19 protein-coding genes and 1 tRNA gene are annotated in these 17,950 nt (G+C 71.1%); 6 read left to right on the forward strand and 14 right to left on the reverse strand.

The annotated features are described in order from the left end of the window. The first annotated feature begins 128 nt into the window (after positions 1-128). A complete protein-coding gene (tmk, locus tag ACQP2F_RS01660; protein WP_433307303.1) occupies positions 129-2,249 on the forward strand; it encodes a dTMP kinase in 2,121 nt (706 codons plus the stop codon). A 38-nt stretch (positions 2,250-2,287) separates the two neighbouring features. On the opposite strand, the gene ACQP2F_RS01665 is transcribed toward tmk, so the two are convergent. Further along, a tRNA-Thr gene (locus tag ACQP2F_RS01665) sits at positions 2,288-2,364 on the reverse strand. A 100-nt stretch (positions 2,365-2,464) separates the two neighbouring features. Here ACQP2F_RS01665 and ACQP2F_RS01670 point away from each other — a divergent pair. Then, entirely contained in the window at positions 2,465-4,192 is a 1,728-nt protein-coding gene (locus ACQP2F_RS01670; RefSeq protein ID WP_433299946.1) for a metallophosphoesterase, read from the forward strand. Between the two features lie 65 nt (positions 4,193-4,257). Here the strand turns inward: ACQP2F_RS01670 and ACQP2F_RS01675 are convergent, their stop codons facing one another. Beyond that, entirely contained in the window at positions 4,258-5,097 is an 840-nt protein-coding gene (locus tag ACQP2F_RS01675; RefSeq protein WP_433307305.1) for a PSP1 domain-containing protein, read from the reverse strand. 159 nt (positions 5,098-5,256) lie between these two features. Between ACQP2F_RS01675 and ACQP2F_RS01680 the strand changes: the two genes are divergently transcribed. Continuing rightward, positions 5,257-7,266 carry a hypothetical protein gene (locus tag ACQP2F_RS01680; RefSeq protein ID WP_433299948.1) on the forward strand — a complete coding sequence of 670 codons (2,010 nt, stop codon included), beginning with the start codon at positions 5,257-5,259 and terminating at the stop codon, positions 7,264-7,266. A gap of 456 nt (positions 7,267-7,722) precedes the next feature. Here ACQP2F_RS01680 and ACQP2F_RS01685 read toward each other — a convergent pair whose 3' ends face one another. Genes ACQP2F_RS01685 through ACQP2F_RS01695 form a run of 3 tightly spaced genes read right to left on the reverse strand, consistent with a single transcriptional unit; the run spans position 7,723 to position 8,940 of the window. Further along, positions 7,723-8,316: a hypothetical protein gene (locus ACQP2F_RS01685; RefSeq protein WP_433299950.1), complete on the reverse strand. Its 594-nt coding sequence runs from the start codon at positions 8,314-8,316 to the stop codon at positions 7,723-7,725. Then, on the reverse strand, positions 8,316-8,612 hold the full coding sequence (locus ACQP2F_RS01690) for a hypothetical protein (protein WP_433299952.1): 297 nt from the start codon (positions 8,610-8,612) through the stop codon (positions 8,316-8,318). Before ACQP2F_RS01690 ends, ACQP2F_RS01685 begins: the two co-directional genes overlap by 1 nt. A 1-nt stretch (position 8,613) precedes the next feature. Then, positions 8,614-8,940, reverse strand: coding sequence for a YbaB/EbfC family nucleoid-associated protein (locus ACQP2F_RS01695; protein ID WP_433299954.1), 327 nt, complete (start codon positions 8,938-8,940; stop codon positions 8,614-8,616). Positions 8,941-9,116: 176 nt separating this feature from the next. Between ACQP2F_RS01695 and ACQP2F_RS01700 the strand changes: the two genes are divergently transcribed. Next, the gene (locus ACQP2F_RS01700; protein ID WP_433299956.1) at positions 9,117-10,310 is read left to right on the forward strand and encodes a DNA polymerase III subunit delta'; all 1,194 of its coding nucleotides are present in this window, start codon (positions 9,117-9,119) and stop codon (positions 10,308-10,310) included. 190 nt (positions 10,311-10,500) lie between these two features. Here the strand turns inward: ACQP2F_RS01700 and ACQP2F_RS01705 are convergent, their stop codons facing one another. Then, on the reverse strand, positions 10,501-11,067 hold the full coding sequence (locus ACQP2F_RS01705; protein WP_433299958.1) for a TetR/AcrR family transcriptional regulator: 567 nt from the start codon (positions 11,065-11,067) through the stop codon (positions 10,501-10,503). Beyond that, positions 11,064-11,630 carry a sugar O-acetyltransferase gene (locus ACQP2F_RS01710; RefSeq protein ID WP_433299960.1) on the reverse strand — a complete coding sequence of 189 codons (567 nt, stop codon included), beginning with the start codon at positions 11,628-11,630 and terminating at the stop codon, positions 11,064-11,066. The genes ACQP2F_RS01705 and ACQP2F_RS01710 overlap by 4 nt, the downstream gene beginning before the upstream one ends. Positions 11,631-11,651: 21 nt before the next feature. Between ACQP2F_RS01710 and ACQP2F_RS01715 the strand changes: the two genes are divergently transcribed. After that, positions 11,652-12,830: a geranylgeranyl reductase family protein gene (locus tag ACQP2F_RS01715; protein WP_433299962.1), complete on the forward strand. Its 1,179-nt coding sequence runs from the start codon at positions 11,652-11,654 to the stop codon at positions 12,828-12,830. Between the two features lie 12 nt (positions 12,831-12,842). Here ACQP2F_RS01715 and ACQP2F_RS01720 read toward each other — a convergent pair whose 3' ends face one another. The 7 genes from ACQP2F_RS01720 to ACQP2F_RS01750 form a co-directional block, all read right to left on the reverse strand. Next, positions 12,843-13,364, reverse strand: a complete 522-nt coding sequence (locus tag ACQP2F_RS01720) for a DUF6226 family protein (protein WP_433299964.1) — start codon at positions 13,362-13,364, stop codon at positions 12,843-12,845. Between the two features lie 76 nt (positions 13,365-13,440). Next, positions 13,441-13,632 (reverse strand): DUF397 domain-containing protein, encoded by a 192-nt coding sequence (locus ACQP2F_RS01725; RefSeq protein WP_433299966.1) that lies wholly within the window; start codon positions 13,630-13,632, stop codon positions 13,441-13,443. A 14-nt stretch (positions 13,633-13,646) separates the two neighbouring features. Further along, positions 13,647-13,850: a DUF397 domain-containing protein gene (locus ACQP2F_RS01730; protein WP_433299968.1), complete on the reverse strand. Its 204-nt coding sequence runs from the start codon at positions 13,848-13,850 to the stop codon at positions 13,647-13,649. 223 nt (positions 13,851-14,073) lie between these two features. Beyond that, entirely contained in the window at positions 14,074-14,265 is a 192-nt protein-coding gene (locus ACQP2F_RS01735) for a DUF397 domain-containing protein (protein WP_433299970.1), read from the reverse strand. 62 nt (positions 14,266-14,327) lie between these two features. After that, positions 14,328-15,245 (reverse strand): helix-turn-helix domain-containing protein, encoded by a 918-nt coding sequence (locus ACQP2F_RS01740; RefSeq protein ID WP_433299972.1) that lies wholly within the window; start codon positions 15,243-15,245, stop codon positions 14,328-14,330. A gap of 706 nt (positions 15,246-15,951) precedes the next feature. Next, the gene (locus tag ACQP2F_RS01745; RefSeq protein ID WP_433299974.1) at positions 15,952-16,368 is read right to left on the reverse strand and encodes a DUF6232 family protein; all 417 of its coding nucleotides are present in this window, start codon (positions 16,366-16,368) and stop codon (positions 15,952-15,954) included. Between the two features lie 278 nt (positions 16,369-16,646). Further along, complete coding sequence (locus ACQP2F_RS01750; protein ID WP_433299976.1) at positions 16,647-17,081, reverse strand: DUF6232 family protein; 435 nt, start codon at positions 17,079-17,081, stop codon at positions 16,647-16,649. Positions 17,082-17,483: 402 nt separating this feature from the next. Between ACQP2F_RS01750 and ACQP2F_RS01755 the strand changes: the two genes are divergently transcribed. Further along, positions 17,484-17,909: a DUF2231 domain-containing protein gene (locus ACQP2F_RS01755; protein ID WP_433299978.1), complete on the forward strand. Its 426-nt coding sequence runs from the start codon at positions 17,484-17,486 to the stop codon at positions 17,907-17,909. Positions 17,910-17,950: the final 41 nt, after the last annotated feature.

The raw sequence follows: 17,950 nt of genomic DNA on the forward strand, positions 1-17,950 counted from the left end.
CCGGTCGGGGCGGCCGGTTAGAGTGCTCCCTGGCAGGGGACACGGGAGGTACGGACATCGACACCGAAACGCGCGAAACCGGACCTATCGACTTGTCGGGGTTCGCCGCGCTGCGCTCCGTCCTGCGGATCCGGCCGTTCCGCCGGCTCTGGCTGGTCCTGAGCCTCGCCTCCTTCGGCGACTGGATCGGCCTCCTCGCCACGGGCATCTTCGCGGCGGCGCAGTTCCAGAGCAGCGCGGGCCAGGGTGCGGCGTTCGGCGGCACCATTGCCGTACGCCTGCTGCCGGCCCTGCTGCTGGGACCGATCGCCGGTGTCTTCGCCGACCGGTTCGACCGTCGCTACACGATGGTCATCACCGACCTGCTGCGGTTCGTCTTCTACGGCTCGATCCCGATCGTGCCGCTGCTCGGCGCCTCGCCCGCGGAGACCGTCGCCTGGGCCACGATCGCCACCTTCATCGGCGAGACGATCACGCTGATCTGGATCCCGGCCAAGGAGGCCGCGGTACCCAACCTGATCCCCAAGTCGCGGATCGAGATCTCCAACCAGCTCACCCTGGTCACCACGTATGGGATCACGCCGATCCTGGCCGCGCTGGCGCTTTCCGCCCTCACCGCGGGTGTGCAGCAGTCCGGGGTGACACTGCCGGAGTGGGCCCAGCCGGTGCAGCTGGCGCTCTACATCAACGCCCTGTCCCGGCTCGCCACCGCGCTGACCGTCTTCTTCGGCATCAAGGAGATCGGCGGCAAGAGCGCGGAGCGGCAGCGCGAGGCGCAGCAGAGCATGTTCCGCCAGTTCCTGGACGGCTGGAAGTACATCGGGAGCACCCCGCTCGTACGCGGCCTGGTCCTGGGCATCTTCGGCGCGTTCGCGGCCGGCGGCGTGGTGATCGGCGCGGCCAAGACCTTCGCCACCTCGCTCGGCGCCGGCGAGGCCGCGTTCTACCTGCTCTTCGGCGTGATCTTCATGGGCCTCGCGGTCGGCATCGGCCTCGGCCCGATGATCATCCGCGAGCTGTCCCGGCGCCGCTGGTTCGGCATGAGCATCGTGCTGGCCAGCGGCTCGGTGATGTTCCTCGGCATCGCCTTCCACCTGTCCATGGCGTTGGTCGGCGCGCTGCTGGTCGGCGCGGGCGCGGGCATGGCGTTCCTGGCCGGCACCACGCTGCTCTACGGCGAGGTGGACGACGCGGTGCGGGGCCGGGTCTTCGCGGTGGTGCAGATCGGCGTCCGGATGGTCCTGCTGCTGGCCATCACGCTGGCCGGCTTCATCGTCGGCCTGGGCAGCTCCCGCCGGATCGACCTCGGCGCGTTCAGCGTGGACGTCTCCACGACGCGCATCGTGCTGCTGGTGGCGGGCGCGATCGGCATCTGGGTGGGCATCGGGTCGTTCCGCCAGATGGACGACAAGCGCGGCGTCCCGGTGCTGGCCGATCTCTGGGGGTCGATCCGCGGCCGGCCGCTCGCACCGGCCGAGGACTTCCTGCGTACCGGCGTCTTCGTGGTCTTCGAAGGCGGTGAGGGCGCCGGCAAGTCCACCCAGCTCGCCCGCCTCGCCTCGGTCTTGGAGGCCGAGGGGCACGACGTGGTGGTGACCCGCGAGCCCGGCGCGACCCCGCTCGGCGCCCGCATCCGCAGCCTGGTGCTGGACAAGGGCAATGCGCCGGCTCCGCGCGCCGAGGCGTTGCTGTACGCGGCGGACCGCGCCCACCACGTGGCCACCGTCGTGCGTCCGGCCCTCGCCCGCGGCGCCGTCGTCATCAGCGACCGGTACGTCGACTCGTCGCTGGCCTACCAGGGTGCCGGCCGCACGCTGCCGGTATCCGAGATCTCGTGGCTCTCCTCGTGGGCGACCGGCGGCCTGAAGCCCGATCTGGTCGTGCTGCTGGACGTCGACCCTACGGTCGGCCTCAGCCGGGTCGACTCTCGTGGCCAGGGACAGGACCGGTTGGAGAGCGAGTCGCGCGCCTTCCACGAGCGGGTCCGGTACGCGTTCCTCGACCTCGCCGCCGCCGACCCGAAGCGTTACCTGGTCCTCGACGCCGCCCGCCCGGCCGACGAGATCGGATCCGCCGTCTCCGCCCGCCTCTCGGGCATGCTGGCAGCGCCGCACGTGCCGCCCGCGCCCGCCTCCACGGCCGTACCGCCGGGCCCGAACCTCGACGCTCCCGACCTGCGTGAATCCGAGGCTCTCGAGGAGATGGCCGAGGTCCTCGGGGTCGAGGACGAGCCGCCGAACCGCCGTTGAACGACGAAGGCCCAGGTCGGTGACCTGGGCCTTCGTGATGGAGCCGCCTGACGGAATCGAACCGTCGACCTACGCATTACGAGTGCGTCGCTCTAGCCGACTGAGCTAAGGCGGCAACGAGGCATAAGTGTACGGGATCCGACCGGGTCCTCCGCAGCGGGATACCCCACCGGCGCCCGTGTGTTCTGTCGCACCCCGGGACTAATGTGCCTGGCGTGACCGACGTCCACCCGCGGCCCGTCGAGGCCGAGCCTGTCCTCCCGCCCCGGCCCCGCAGCATGGAGCCGCGGGAGCTGGGCTTCACACCGCAGCGCCCGGTGGGCTGGCTCGCGCCGCTGCTGTTGCTCAACACCGGGCTGCGGGCGCTGCTTGCCGTCCTCTTCGGCGCCTACCTCGACAAGCGCGAGCTGCAGAACTCGCTGGACGACGCGTGGTTCGACCACTCGACCTCCGCCTCCGAGGACGGCGAGATGTGGTTCGACTACGTGGCCGACCTCGGCGACGGCTTCCACGCGACCTATTCGGTGGCCTGGTTGCTGGCCCAGCCGAGCCTCGAGATCGACGGGGTCGAGCTGCCCCGCGGGCGCCTGCTGATGATGGGCGGCGACCAGGTCTACCCGCTGGCCAGCGGCGACGGTTACGAGAGCCGGACGAAAGGGCCCTATCGCGCGGCCCTGCCCGAGCCGCCGGCCGGTCAGCCCCGACCGGCCCTGTTCGCGCTGCCCGGCAACCACGACTGGTATGACGGGCTCACCGCGTTCCTGCGCCTGTTCGCCCGCCGCAAGGACGGCCACATCGGCGGCTGGCGCACCGAGCAGCGGCGTTCCTACTTCGCGGTCAAGCTGCCCGGCGACTGGTGGCTGTTCGCGATGGACGAGCAGTTCGGGGCGTACATCGATGACCCGCAGTTGCTCTATTTCGAGCAGGCGGCCCGCAATGTCCGCCCCGAGGACCGGATCATCCTGGCCACCCCCTCGCCGAAGTGGGTGAAGGCGGCCGACGCCCCCGAGGAGTACGACGCGACCGACTACTTCATCCGCACGATCCTGGCTCCGACCGGCGCCCACGTGCGGGTGCTCGTCTCCGGCGACCTGCACCACTATGCGCGCTACTCGGGGGAGGACCGCGAGCTGATCACCTGTGGTGGCGGCGGGGCCTACCTGCTGGCCACCCATCAGCTGCCCGAGCAGATCACCGTGCCGCCGGAGGAGACGCTGACCCGCAACAAGAGCCGCAGCCGGGTCTACGACCTGGTCTCCCGCTTCCCCGACGCGGCCACGTCGCGGCGGATGAGCTGGGGCGTCTTCAAGCGCGTGCCGGCCCGCAACCCGGGCTTCGCCACCATGCTCGGCATCATCCAGACGCTGACCATGCTGGCCATGGCCGGCGCCGCCAGCCAGGGCGGCAGCATCCAGCGCCTGTTCACGATCCCGCTTGGCCTCATGGTCGTGATCATCCTGGCCGGCACCGTGCTGTTCGCCCGTCCGCCGGGCGCCTCGTTCTCCCATCACGCCCGGCATTGGCTTTTCGGCCTGGGGCACGGCTTCGCGCAGATCGGGCTGGCCGTCCTCGGCACCTGGGTGTGGCTGCGGCTTCCGGCGTACGACTGGCCCTGGCCCGGCCCGCTGGTGGTGGCCGCCGTCATCTACGGGCCGATCATCGGCTTCCTGTCGACCCAGCTGTGCGCGCTCTACCTGCTGATCGCCGGCCAGTTTCAGGTGAACGTCAACGAGCTCTTCGCCGGCCAGGGCATCGAGGACGCGAAAAGCTTCCTGCGCCTGCACATCGCCGCCGACGGCACCCTGACGATCCATCCCATCGGCATCGACAAGGTCTGCAAGAAGTGGACCCCCGACCCGGACGGCGAGCCGCACGCATCGTGGCTGACGCCGGCGGACCCGCTGGTGGCCCACCCCATCGAGCCACCAATCGTCGTGCGCTGAGGGTTTCGCCCGTCGGGCTTGCCGCTCACCCTTCTCCGGGCGCTCGCCGGGCTTGGCCGCGCGCGTCAGCTGTTGTAGCGCTCCTCGTGGCTCTGGCGCGGGCCGCACACCGAGGCCCGGCTGCACGAGCAGCGAGACCCGTCGGCGTCCATGCGCACCACAACCTCGTCGCGCGGGACGCTGTGGGCCACGACTCGCCCGTCGCCCTCCGGTGTGGTGACCCGGGTGCCGACGGCCGGCGCCGATGCCTGAAATTTCTGATATAGCGGATGTTCGTACTTAAGGCAGCACATGAGCCGTCCGCACGCGCCGGAGATGCGCAGCGGGTTGAGCGGCAGGTCCTGGTCCTTTGCCATCCGGATGGTCACCGGCTCGAAGTCGGTCAGGAACGTCGCGCAGCACAGGTCGCGACCGCAGGAGCCGATGCCGCCCTGCACCCGGGCCGAGTCGCGGGCCGACAGCTGGCGCAGCTCGACCCGGCAGTGCAGGGTCGCGCCCAGGTCGCGCACCAGCGACCGGAAGTCGACCCGGTGCGGCGCCGTGAAGTAGATCGTCGTGCGCGGCCCGCCCGAGCCGGCCTGGTCCAGCACGTGATCGACGGCGACCACCTTCATCGGCAGGTCGTGCGCCTTGATCAGCTTCTTGGCGGCGACCTTGGCCTCGGCCTTGCGCTTGCGCAGCAGCTCGTCGCGGCGGAGGTCGTCGTCGGCCGCCAGGCCCGCGACCTTGGGGAAACCGCCGGTGTCCTCGTCCACCCACTGCGCCGCCCAGACGCACTCCGCCACCTCGGGGCCGTCGTCGGTAGGCACGAGCACCCGGTCGCCGACCTGCGGCGAGAACTCACCCGGATCGAGGTAGTAGAGACGGCCGTACCGGTTGAAGCTGACCGCGCACAGCATGCCCATGCCGAACACACTACGACGCCGCACCGCCCGTACCAAATGCCGGTTTTGAGGTACCCGCGGGGGTTGTCGCATAGATATGTCGCAACCGCCCAGATCGACCATCGTTGGGCAGACCCGTAGACGCCGCCCCATCGCGGAACACTTCGGGAGGGAACTGCCATGAAGCCCGCCAGGTCGCTGGCCGCCAGTGTCGCAGCAATCGGATTCGCCGGTTCGGTCGCCGCGCCACTGCCCGCTTTCGCCGCGCCCGCGCCCTGCGAACGGGCCGAGAACTACGCCGCACAGTCCGGCGCCGAGCTCTTCCGCATCGATCGGCTGGAGGTACGCGGCGGCGGCAGCGGCGGCGAACGGCCGGTGACCCGTGAGCATGGGTCGGCGAAGGACGGCTCGGCGACGGCCCGGACGCTCCGCGCGACCGGCCTGGCCCCCACCGATGGCACGGGTTTCGACCCGACCGACCACAACGGCGAGGACAGCGACTCACCCAGCGAGTCGATCGGCGAGACCGGCGTCGCCATCCTGCACCAGATCTTCCCGAACGGCTCGATCCTCCCGCAGGCCGGCGCCATCCCGGTCGGCGAGTCCGGCGATGCCGAGCCGGCCACGGAGGCGGCGACGGGCGAGGGTGGTCAGGGTGCCGCAGGCCAGGGCGGTGGAGGTGCCGAGTCGGCGGACGAGAGCGGCCAAGGCGCCACCGGTGGCCAGGGCGGCGGGGGCGCGATGCCCGGTTCTTCGCGGCCCGCGTCGGGGATCGGCGGCGGCGCGGCGCGCAAGGCGGGCAATGAGGGCGAGGGCGGCGCGGCGGACGGCAGTGCGGGCGAGAGCGGCGCGGCGGACGGCAAGGCGGTGACTCTCGGCGAGGTGGGTGTCGGCGAGGCCCGTACGGCGCTGATCGCCACCGCCTCGGTCAAGTCGGCCGCGGTGGCGCGCACCCTCGATGGTGAGGCCGATGGCAAGCCCGCGTGGACGAAGCCGGTCCTGCAGGTAGCGCCGCCTTCGCACGCCAAGCCCGCGACCCGCACCACCTCGGCCGGGCGGGTGGGCCCGCTCAAGCTCGGCGCCGGCGAGGCTTCCGGGCTCGCGCGCTGGGACGCCGGCATGGCCTGCGGGTCGGTGACCGGCGAGGCGTCGCGCGCGCAGGCCGCGGTGAACGGCGCGAGCATCCTCGGCGGCCCGCTGTTCCGGATGCCCGGAAAGGCGGCGACCCTGAGCACGACGGCCCTGGAGGGTCACGCCGGCAACGCCCGCACGGTGGCGACGGCAACGATCACGGCCGGCCGCGTCGAGCTGGCCGGCGGCCGCGTACGGGTACGCATCCTGAAGGCGCCGTCCCTGGTCGCCGACATGTCGGCCGAGGGCGGCGACGTGCGCTACCAGCCGGCGCAGGTCGAGGTATCCGGCGACGGCATCGCCACCAAGCGCCTGAACACCGTCGGCGACCACGTGGACGTCACGCTGGCCGCCCGCGACCAGGCGACCGAGGGCGTGCTCGACGCGATGGGCATGCGCGGCTTGCACTCGAGCCGCCCGCTGCCGTTGCCACACGTGGCCGGCCTGCCCACGGTCACCGCCCCCACCCCCGAGTCGGCCGGCACCGCGTCCGACGGCACCCGCCTGCGCATCGAGCTGGGCGGCGTCCGCCAGGCGCGCAGGGGCCACGCCGTAGCCGCCCGAGCCACCGCGCTCAGGGTGTCGATCGTCGAGGTCGACAAGGGCAGCGCCCGCAAGGAGGGCGCCAGCAAGGGCGCCGGAGACAGTGAGGGCGCCGGAGGCAGTGAGGGCGCCTACGGCAGCAAGGGCACCGGAGACAGTAAGGGCGCCCACGGCAGCAAGGGCGCCGACGGCAACGGCACCAACGACGGCAAGCCCGGTGGCAACACCACGTCGGATGGGCGCACCAAGCCCGGCTACGGCCAGCGCGGAGGCACCAGCCAATCGCTCGCCGTCTCGGTCGGCCTGCTGGAGGCGGCCGCGGTGGCTCCCGAGTCCGCCCCAACCAGTGGAACCGGTGGAACCGGCGGAAGCGGTGGCGCCGCCGGCGGCGAGGTGGCCGGGCTCCCGATCACCGGCCCCCAGGTGAGCGGCTTGGCCATCGGCGGCGCCGCGTTGCTGGTAGCCGGCGTGGCCGCCGTCCTCTTCGGCCTGCGTCGCCGCCGCTCCCACTCGTAGCAGCTCCCGGAGCGGGACTCGCCCTGGCTAGTTACCGCGCCGCTCATAGGCGCTCCCAGCCGGGCCGCCCAAGTCGGGCCGTCTCCGGTCGGCCGCCCTAATCGGCCGTTTCCGGTCGGGCCGCCTTTGGTCGGCCCACTCCCGGTCGGGTCCGCCCGTCCGTGGCCCGCCCGCTCAGAGCCGCCCCGCTCGTCGCCGCGGGGCGACCGGCTGCCGAGCGGCCGGTTCCGGAAGCGGATCGTCCGAATGGACAGGTATCGATGCACCGAGGGCCGAGGCGCCGCCGACGGTTGGGCCTTCCTCGTCCGCCGAGTGTCTCTACCCGGGAGTAAGACCGCGACAACGGTCGATTGATGGCGTTGAGTAGGCAGCACCTGCGGGGGGTGCAGGAGGACGCGGCGTCGTATTCGGCAGCAGACCCGAATGCGGCGCCGCGCCCGCGTCCCGGGGTCGAGCTCACATCGGGATCGCCACCTCGAGGTTGGCCGAGCCCTCCAGCAAGTCGTCGGCCTCGGCGTACGCGTCGGCGACCACGCGCAGCACGTGAGTGGCCACCTCGGCGGCCGCCGGTGGGTCGGAGGACGTCGTCAGGCTCAGCGCCTCACTCGACGCCAGGACCTCGGCCAGCGCCGTCGCCACGGCAGCCCTCGCCTGGGCCATCCAGTCGATCAGGGCCTGGGCCAGGTCGGCCGACGCCTCCAAGCGCTCGTCCAGACTCTCCTCGTCGCCGCTCAGGTGGCTGGCCACCCGGGTGCGCAGGTCGGTGTACGCATCGGCGGCCTCCCCACTCCAGTCGTCGCCCGGGGGAGGCAGGCCGGACGCCACCTCGGCGCATGCCCGGGCGTCGGCCCGCAGCGCCGGCACCGCGTCGTCGAAGGCGTCGGGCCGCAGCGCCGCGACCGCCCGGACCGCGTCGCCGGGCAGCAGCCGCACCCGCCGGAGCTGATCCCAGAGCGCGTGCTCGGGCGGCGCGCCCTCGCTGCCGAGCAGCTCGTCGACCCGCCGGAGCAACGGCAGCGCGACGGCCAGGACCTCGTCGAGCCGGTCCATCACCGCTCCCGCTCGAGGCGCCGGCGGACGGTGTCGTCGGTTGCGACGTAGTCGTGGGCCGTAGCCCGCACCGACGAGGCGGCGTCGGTCAGGCGGCCCGCCAGGCCGGCCGCCTCGCGGGCTCGGGCATCGATGACGGCCTGCCAGCGGGCGTGCAACGCGCGCCCCAGGCGGCCGGGGACGCCGGCGTCGTCGGCTCCGAAGGCCGTCGCGGTGACGGCCAGCGCCGGCAAGCGGCGGTCGACCGTGCTCAGCGTGTCGGCCGCCCGGTCGAGGCGGTCGGCGAGGTGGTCCATCTCAGTCCTCTTTCAGCGGGTGCAGCGTTCCGAAGATCTCGCCATGCAGCTTGGCCCGAGCCCAGCGGGCCGCCTCCGAGGCCGTGGTCACCACCGACTGGATCTCGCGGGCGAGCTCGGCGGCGCTGCGATGCTGCAGCGAGCCCGAGATGCGTACGTCCGTGATCTCCCCGGCGGCCGTGACCACCACCTCGATCGAATCGTCCGGCGAATGCACCGACACGGAATGCGACGCGACGGCCTTGTCGAACTCGCCGCGCAACTGATCAAGGCGCCGGTACCGATCGATCGCCTCATCGATCCACGCCTCGTCGATCTCGCGCGCCATGCCCCAGGCTCCTCACCTTGCGTCAGCGCCTCGTCGCTTTCCGGGACCAGACCGTACCCGGAAGCGTGACACCTCCGCTACGGCCAGTTGTCCTCTGTGGATAACCCTCCGGATGATCGCCGTACATCGCACCGCGAAGTTCGAAACTGTCGGACCCGCGCAATACCATTCCGGGCGTGAGTGACGTCTTCGCTGACCTGGTGGGCCAGGACGAGCCGGTCGACACCCTGCGCCGGGCCGCCGAGGCCGCGGCCCGGGTCGTGGCCGGTGAGCAGGTGGCCGCGGGCGCGATGACGCACGCCTGGATCTTCACCGGCCCCCCGGGCTCGGGCCGGTCGGTCGCGGCCCGGGCGTTCGCCGCCGCTCTCGAGTGCGAGCGCGACGGCACCGGCTGCGGCGAGTGCCACGGCTGCCACACCGCGCTCGGCCGCACCCACGCCGACGTCCGCTTCGTCGTGCCGGAGGGCCTGTCGATCGGCGTCAACGAGATGCGGGCGCTCGTCCTGCGGGCCGCCAGCGCTCCCTCCGGCGGCCGGTGGCAGGTCGTCGTGATCGAGGATGCCGACCGCCTCACCGAGCAGGCGGGCAACGCGCTGCTCAAGGCGATCGAGGAGCCACCGCCGCGCACGGTCTTCCTTCTCTGTACGCCGTCGACCCACCCCGACGACATCTCGGTGACCATTCGATCCCGATGCCGCGTGGTGACCCTGCGTCAGCCGCCGGCCGCGGCGGTGGCCGAGGTTCTGACCCGGCGTGACGGCGTCGCCCCCGACGTGGCGACCTGGGCCGCCGCGGCCGCTCAGGGTCACGTCGGCCGGGCCAAACGGCTGGCCCGCGACGCCGAGGCCCGCGGTCGGCGTGAGGCCGTCCTCGCCGTCCCGCGGCGGCTCACCGGGGTCGGCGCCTGCTACGACGCGGCCGCGGCCCTGATCAAGGCGGCCGAGGCCGAGGCGGCCGAGACCGTCGCCGAGACCGATGCGGCCGAGCGCGCGGCCCTCGAGCAGGCGCTGGGCGCGGGCGGCACGGGCCGGGGCGCGGCCGGCGCCATGCGCGGCGCCGCGGGCCAGCTGAAAGATCTCGAGAAACGACAGCGCTCACGGGCCACCCGATCGAAGCGGGACGCGCTCGACCGAGCCCTGGTCGACCTGGCCGGCTTCTATCGCGACGTGCTGGTCACCAAGCTGCGGGCGCCGGTCGCGGTGGTGCACACCGATGTGGCCGCCCAGTCCGAGGCCGCCGCCGGCAAGTGGAGCGCCGAGAGCACCTTGCGCCGCCTCGAAGCGGTCCTGGCCTGCCGCGAGGCCATCGACCTCAACGTGAAGCCGGACATCGCCGTCGAGGCCATGATGCTCACCCTCTGGCGGGGCTGACGGCCGGAGCGACGGCTGATCCGGCGAAGGGCCGGGGTGGTGATGGCGGCCGCGCCGACACAATGCGGCGGTGGCCGGCCGCCGAGGCGGAGCGGCGACGGCCAGCGTGGCGGGAAGGGCCGGCCTGGCGGGAAGGTGCCGGCCGGGCGTGGATCCGGTCGAGCTGCCCAACCGGCGACCCGGGCGGCCCTTACGCCCCCTGCACCATGCGGCTCACGATGGCTCGCGTGTCGGCGCGCTCGAACGTGGCCGTCGACAGCGTCATGTGCATGACCAGGCCCTCGATGAGCGCGTCCATCCCGCGCGCCGTCACCGGGTCGACATACCGCTCCAGCACGGCGCGTGACCGCCGCATCCAGGCCTCGGTCACGCTGCGGAGCGCGGGGTTGCGCAGCGCGGCGAGATACAGCTCGTACGCGACGAACCAGTCCCGCCGGGCGGCGCCGGCATCGCCGTGGATCAGGTCGGTTACCGCGTCGACGAAACCTTGCTCATCCCGTACGCCCTCGAAATGCGCCTCGTAGAGCGGGGACATCCGCTCCGAATGCCGTTGAAACGCCTGCGCCAGCAGATCGTCGAGCCCTTCGAAGTGGTACGTCAGCGAGCCCAGCGGCACGTCCGCGGCGGCCGCGATCCGGCGCATCGTCGTCCCGGTCACGCCGTGCGAGGCGACCACGTCGATCGCCGCGTCCACGATCCGGCTCTTGCGCTCGGGATCGTAACGCCGCGGCGACCGCGCCGCGGGAACGGCCGTCACGGCTCCACCGCCCGGATCACCCGCGCCGGATTGCCGACGGCGACCACGTTCGGTGGCAGGTCCCGGGTCACCACCGCGCCCGCGCCGACCACCGAGTTCTCACCGATCGTGACGCCGGGCAGAACGATCACCCCGCCGCCGAGCCACACGTTGTCGCCGATGACGATCGGCTTGGCCGCCTCCCACTTGTCGCGGCGCGGGCCGGCGGCGACCGGGTGCAGGGCCGTGAGCAGCTGCACGTTGGGGCCCATCTGCACATCGTCGCCGATCGTCACGCGGGCCACGTCCAGGCTGATCAGCCCGAAGTTGGCGAACGTGCGTGCCCCGACGAAGGTCTGGTAGCCGTAGTCGCAGCGGAACGGCGGCCGGATCTCGCTGTCCGAGCCGAACGCGCCAAGCAGCTCGGTGAGCAGCGACCGGCGCAGCTCGTGATCGTTGGGGTCGGCGGAGTTGAGCCGGTGGGTGAGTGCCATGGCGCGCTGCGAGTCGCGGGCGAGCTCGGGGTCGTCGGCGATGTACAGCTCGCCGGAGAGCATCCGCTCGCGCATGGTCCGGGTCTCCATGACCATCAGCGTACCGAGGATATGTACGCCCGTACGCAAGCACGCGGTTTAGACTCTCGGCTCGTGATCGCTGAGCCGCCCTGGGATGTCGCCGTGGTCGGGGCCGGCCCCGCCGGGCTCGCCGCCGCCCACGCCGCGGCCACCGCCGGCGCCCGCACGATCGTGCTCGAGCGGGCGACCCACCCGCGATACAAGACGTGCGGCGGCGGCCTGATCGGCACCTCGCTGGCGATCGCCGAGCCGCGCCTCGACACCGTTCCGGGCCGCGACACGATCGACGCGATCACCTTCACCCGCGGCGGCAAGCGGACTTTCACCCGGCGCTCCCGGGGCGGCCGCCCGCTGCTGACCATGGTCCGCCGCGACGACTTCGACCACGCCTGGTATTCCTCGGCGCTCGAGGCCGGCGCCACGATCCGGCAGAACTGCCAGGTGCGGGCGATCGACCAGGCCGACGGCCAGGTGACCGTGACGCTGGCCGGCGGCGAGCAGGTCGTCGCGTCCTCGGTGATCGGCGCCGACGGCTCGGCCGGCATCAGCTCCCGCCACGTCGGCGTCACCTTCGACCAGCAGGACCTGGGCCTCGAGGTCGAGCTGTCGGCCACCGCCGCCGACCGCACGGCCTGGCGCGGCCGGGTGCTGCTCGACTGGGGCCCGTTCCCCGGCTCGTACGGCTGGGTCTTCCCGAAGGACGACGAGCTCACGGTCGGCGTCATCATGACCAAGGGCCACGGCGCCGAGACCAAGCAGTACCTGCACGACTTCGTCGCCCGGCTGGGGCTGTCCGGCCGCGCGGTCGTCCGCGACTCGGGCCACCTGACCCGCTGCCGCCGCCCCGACGCGCCGCTCCGGCGAGACCGCGTGCTCGTGGCGGGCGACGCGGCCGGGCTGCTCGAGCCGTGGACCCGGGAGGGGATCAGTTACGCGCTGCGCTCGGGCTCGTGGGCCGGTGCCGCGGCCGCCGCCGGCGATCTGGCCGCCTACGAGCGCCAGGTACGCGCCGAGCTCGTCCCCGAGATGCTCGCCGGCCGCCGCCTCCTGTCCGTCTTCAGCCGCCGCCCGATGCTGGTGCACGCGGCGATGGCCACTCCGATCGGCTGGCGGGCGTTCGAGATGTTCTGCCGGGGTGAGCTGGCGATGGCGAACGTCATCCACCGCCCCGGCATCCACGCGGCAGTGACTCTGCTCGGCGGCCGCTAGCGGACCGGGGCGTCAGGACCGCCGCGGCCAGGGCGCCCACTGGACCGGCGCCGCGAACCCGCCTCGTCGGGCGTCTCGGGCGTCGCGGCTGGTCAGCGGGCCTTCGCGGCGCGCGGTAACCTCCACGCCGATCAGCCGCGTCTCGAACCAGGAGCCGCCGACGCCGCGCCGTACGCGCTCCCAGAGGCCGCCCTCGATCAGCGCGTCCACCTGCGAGCGCAGCGTGCCGACCAGCTCGGCCGGGTCCTCGCCGCAGGCGTCGCAGCCGCAGGCCGGCAGCACCTCGGCCCACCACCGCCCGAGACGAACCATCAGCCCGGGGGAGTCGGTGAACGCCACGGCCAGCGGGCCGGCCGCGGGCGTACGCGGAATGAGGCGCACCATCCGCACCAGAGCGTCCTCCGGCCCCAGCTGCTCCTTGCTCTCGCGCCGCTCGACCATGTAGTGCTCGTGAAGATCGTCGAGCAGCCGCTCGGCCGCGTCGTGCAGCACCGCGAAGCGCGCGGTGCCGGTTGCGTGCGGGTCCGCCCTCACGTGGGTCAGTATGCCCCGGTCGGCACGGTGTACACCCCGCTACGAGCGAGCTTGTCGAATGGCGAACGGGCGCCGGCTAGCCGAACTCGCCCGCCTTGACGCCGCGGATGAAGGCCTCCCACTCCTCGGGCGTGAACGCCAGCGGCGCGATCCCCGGGTTCCGAGGGTCGCGGACGAGCACGGCGTTCGAGGTCCGGCCGACCTCCACGCACGCGTTGCTGCTGCAGAAGCTGCTCTTTCGCCACGTCGGCGCGTCTTCGACGGTCATCGCTGAACCTGACCTTACTTCTTCAGGTCGTAGTCGCCGGCCTTCAGAGCCGACAGGAACGCCGCCCATTCGGCGGCGGTGAAGGAAAGGATCGCTCCGTCGGGATCCTTGGAATCGCGTACGAAGTAGGTGTCGTCCACCGCGGCGACCTCGACGCAGGCGCTGGTTCCGCAGCGCGTGGATCTTCGCCATTGCACGTGCTCCGCCGGCTTGCTCAATGTCCTGCACCTCCAGACGGTTCCCGTCCTCCACGGTAAGGGAGCGAGGGAAGGTCGGTCAGGAGTTGACATGAGTGAAACCGACTTATTGCGCGTTTCATCCGCAGAACGCGGTTTTGTCCAACCGGGTTGCGCCGGATATCCGGCTTTTGTCGCATGTGCGGGCACGAAGCCGAGCGGAGCCCCACACGCCGATCCGCGCCGGTGGGGCTCCGCGTACGAGCTAAAAGCTGAACTCGCCCTGGTTCACGCCCTCGACGAAGGCGGTCCACTCCTCCCGGGTGAAGGACAGGGGAGCCGTATCCGGGTTCTTCGAATCGCGCACGAGGTAGGTGTTGTCGACCTTTGCGACCTCGACACAGGCTGTGCTACCGCACCGGCTGCTCTTGTGCCAGTTGATCGAGTTGGACTTCATTGTCAGCTCTCCACACAAAAGGAACCCGCGGCCCGAACCGGAACCGCGGATTCGGGGTGTTGTTACGGAATTCTCCTGTGGCGGATCTGCGCTTCCAGGTCTTTTATTCGGCTACCCATGAAGTTGATTGTGTCTTGTTCGGTAGCCGCGGCGTTCCAAATTTTATCGAATCGCTCGCGATGGCGTTGGACCGTCTGATCCTCCACGATCTCATCCCGCAATCCGGTTTCCCGATACAGCACTTCGCTGCGTTCCTCGGCCTTCCCGGACTTGAGTGTGAGGAGGTCGAACGTGGCGTTGTTGGTGACCGCCGAGTCAAAGTCGAACGGAATCATCCGTATCGTAATCTTCCCAGTGGTCGCCAAGTCCCTCATTTCGCCCAATTGCTGGAGACAAACGTCGGGAACGCCGATCGTGCGGCGCAGCACCGACTCGTCGAGCAGGGCGTAGACGGAAAGTCCGGAACCGAGCCGGGACAGCACGGTGTCGCGGCGGAACTGCCGGGCCAGGGCGCGCGCATGCCTGGTGTCGGCCGGGATGTCCTCGTCGCTGAAGATCGAGAGAAGTGCCTCCGCGTATGCCGGAATCTGCAGTGGGCCGGGCATGTGGAACGCCTGGAAGTATCGAATCTCGATCGCCTCGGCCTCGTACTCGGCGAGGCGGAGCATCGCGGGCGTCAGATGCGGCCGGATATCGGGACGCTGGTACCACTCCGTGCGCTGCCGGCTGCGAGCCGTTTTCGCGAGCGCGAGCAGCTCGGCGCCGAGAGCCCGGTCCTTGACATGGAGATAGGCGAGCAGTGGTCGCAAATCGTTGGGCGCGATGCTGACGTCGCCGTTCTCGATCCGGATTACCTTGCTGAGGCTCCACTCCATGGCCTCGGCGACATCGGACTGCGTGTAACCGGCAGCCTCGCGTGCCTCGCGCAGCGCGATGCGTACGCGACGTCGCGCGATCGTCGGCGAGACGTCCTCGGCCACTGTCTCTCGTCAGTCCCTCGGTGTCGGAATCGTCAAGGCATCGGGTCAAGGTATCGGGTCAAGGTGCCACGTCGCTGTCAGCCACCAGGCGGGCGGCGAGGTGGCATCATGCTATCCACTGTCCTATCAAAACGACGCAGCGCGTACGGGGTGTTTGCCCAAATGAGATGAGTCACCACGCGATATCTCGTCGTGATCACCGGGCCGCACCCGCGCGCGGTCACTATTGGACGCTGAGGGCCTGGTCAGGGGCGTTGGGAGCCGATCTTTGGCGGCGCCCGCTCGTCGTCGACGGCGGGCTCGTGGGCGGCCGACCGGGCGCCCGCACGGGTGACATGTGCGTCGTGGACAAACAAAAGCGGCACCCGGTTGCCGCCGGATGCCGCCATGATTGCGCCCTTACCAACCAGTACAGCATGGCCACCAGTCTGGCGGCCACCCCTCAACCTGCTATCTGGCACATTGCGAGAGGCGTCGGCCGGACGGTGGCGCGCGCGGCCGACGGCGACTAGGTCGCGCCGCGCGCCACTGAGCGACTTACCCTCGGCCATGAGGTCCTTCAAGGTCGGGCGACGAAGATCGCTCGTAACCTGCGGCATCGCCGGCGGCCGGCGCGCAGGAAGCGAAATCGCGCAGCAGCCTACTCAGCGCCGATCCGGGAGGGAAATCGGCGTACGTCAGTTCGGGGGACGCCGTCGCCGTCATCTCAGCCGGCGACCAGGCGGTAGGCCCGCTGCTCCATCGTGCGCCGCAGCGCGCGCGTGACCTGATTGAAGACGCGCGGGTCGGGCGAGGTGTAGACGACCACCTCCTGCGCCCGGTAACGCGCCCGGATCTCCCACGCCTGCCGCCCGTGCCGCCGCAGGACGAACACCGCCAGCGCGACCAGGGCGACGGCCAACGGCACCGCGGCCACGAGGCCGAACTGGAGGCCGCCGAGCACGGTCAGGGCGAGCAGGCCGATCCCGGCGACGAACTCCACGCCGGACGGTCCGGCATTGACCGAGCGCTCCAGCCGTACGTCGTCGAGGTCGTCGATCGCGAAGATCTGGACGACCGGGGTCTGCCAGACGAAGTGGGTGTCGGTGATGACGGCGTCAGGGCCGCGGTAATACGTGCGCACTTCCGGTTCCCCTCTCGCGTTGCTCGGCGCTGATCCGGACCTTTCGTCAATGAGGAGGGGCCGCCGGTGCGGCACAGAGAGAATTCCCACCTCGCTTGGGCGCGGCGGGTGTCCGGCAGAGAGAGAAACGGCGCCTGGTTGCCGCCAGACGCCGCTTTGTCTCTCCCCTCGAAAATCCGCCCTCCGGACTGTCTGTAACGAGTACAGCATGGCCACAAGTCGGGCCGCTACCGTTCAACCTGCCATATCGCAGATTGCGCACAAGCTGTTTGAGCAATTCATGCCGCGGCGACCCCGCCCAGTGGGCGGGTCTCCTCGATGGCCCGGCGCAGCGCGCGGCTGACCTGGTGGAAGACGCGTTCGTCGGACGACGAGAAGAGGGTGACCGTGTCGTTGCGGTACCGCGCGCGCAGCTCCCAGCGGCGCGGACGGTGCTCGTCGATGACCATGCAGGCCAGGCAGACGGCCAGAGCGACGGCCCCGAGTGTCGCGCCGATCACCACGTAGCCGGCGGCCGCGATGACCGCCGCGCCGACCAGCACGGCCGCGGCGGCGAACGGAATGGCGGTGGTGAGCTGGGCGCCGTCGTGTTCGGCGCTGGCAATGGTGACCGCGCGCAGGTCGCGAATCGCGAACCGCCCGGGCGGTGATCCGCGCCGGACGAAGAGCTCGCTGGTCACGACGGCGTCGGGCCCGCGGTAGTAGATGCGCATCGCGAACTCCCTCCCCAGGCTCTTGCGAGAACAGGGAAGTGCGAGCCACCATGGGCGCAGAGAGAATTCCCCGCCTCGCTTCTGACGGAGCTTTAGAGGCGCCAACGGCACCCGGTTGCCGCCGGGTGCCGTTGCGGTGTTCCTGTTTACTCCGCCCTGTGTTGCTCTACTTGTAGTAGAGCACGCCACCCGGCAATGCGCCACAACTCAACCTGCCATGTTGCAGATTGCGTACAAGCTGAGTACTGGCTAGTAGCGTGCGTCACCAGGGCCCATCTGCGGCGTTTCATTGATGTATGCACCGGGTAGGCCACACACGGATGCCACGACGAACCTACGATTCACGCAGGTAGGAAGGGCGATGACCGGATGGAGAGCCGCCTCAGCATCGCGGGACAAGCGGTGCAACCCATCCTCGTGATGTTCCCCTTGGGACTGTTCACGATGGCCGTGATCTTCGACGTCGCGAACCTGTCGGGCGGCCCCGGCATGCTCGGGGCCCTGGCGTACTGGAACATCGTGGCCGGCCTGGCCGGTGGCTTCCTGGCCCTGGTGGCCGGCGTGATCGACCTTGCCTACGTCCGGCGCCCGACCGCGCGGCGGGTCGGCGTTCTGCGCGTCCTGGTGAACATGGGCGTGCTGTTCCTCTTCGCCGTCATTCTCATGGTGCGGGTCGGCGCGCACGACCGGGCGGCCGGCCCCGGTCTGCTGGTCATCGAGCTGCTCGCGCTGTCGGTCTCCGGTTTCGGGCTGTGGTTCGGCGGCGAGCTGGCCAACGGCCGCATGCCCGCGTTCGCGAAGGCGGCCGCGCAGAACCGCGGTTACTGATCCCATCGTTTGACTGCCGCGTGCCCGGGAACGGCTCAAGG

Origin of the sequence: Actinoplanes sp. CA-030573 (genome assembly GCF_050951115.1) — a bacterium.
In the GTDB taxonomy this organism is placed as follows: domain Bacteria; phylum Actinomycetota; class Actinomycetes; order Mycobacteriales; family Micromonosporaceae; genus Actinoplanes.

Excerpts from the sequence above, each read along its gene's own strand:
- ACQP2F_RS01675 (WP_433307305.1), bottom strand. The coding sequence starts at position 5,097 with ATGGGCATGCTGTGCGCGGTCAGCTTCAACCGGTACGGCCGTCTCTAC.
- ACQP2F_RS01680 (WP_433299948.1), top strand. The coding sequence starts at position 5,257 with ATGAAGCCCGCCAGGTCGCTGGCCGCCAGTGTCGCAGCAATCGGATTC.
- ACQP2F_RS01685 (WP_433299950.1), bottom strand. The coding sequence starts at position 8,316 with ATGGACCGGCTCGACGAGGTCCTGGCCGTCGCGCTGCCGTTGCTCCGG.
- ACQP2F_RS01690 (WP_433299952.1), bottom strand. The coding sequence starts at position 8,612 with ATGGACCACCTCGCCGACCGCCTCGACCGGGCGGCCGACACGCTGAGC.
- ACQP2F_RS01695 (WP_433299954.1), bottom strand. The coding sequence starts at position 8,940 with ATGGCGCGCGAGATCGACGAGGCGTGGATCGATGAGGCGATCGATCGG.
- ACQP2F_RS01710 (WP_433299960.1), bottom strand. The coding sequence starts at position 11,630 with ATGGAGACCCGGACCATGCGCGAGCGGATGCTCTCCGGCGAGCTGTAC.
- ACQP2F_RS01715 (WP_433299962.1), top strand. The coding sequence starts at position 11,652 with ATGTACGCCCGTACGCAAGCACGCGGTTTAGACTCTCGGCTCGTGATC.
- ACQP2F_RS01725 (WP_433299966.1), bottom strand. The coding sequence starts at position 13,632 with ATGACCGTCGAAGACGCGCCGACGTGGCGAAAGAGCAGCTTCTGCAGC.
- ACQP2F_RS01735 (WP_433299970.1), bottom strand. The coding sequence starts at position 14,265 with ATGAAGTCCAACTCGATCAACTGGCACAAGAGCAGCCGGTGCGGTAGC.
- ACQP2F_RS01750 (WP_433299976.1), bottom strand. The coding sequence starts at position 17,081 with ATGCGCATCTACTACCGCGGGCCCGACGCCGTCGTGACCAGCGAGCTC.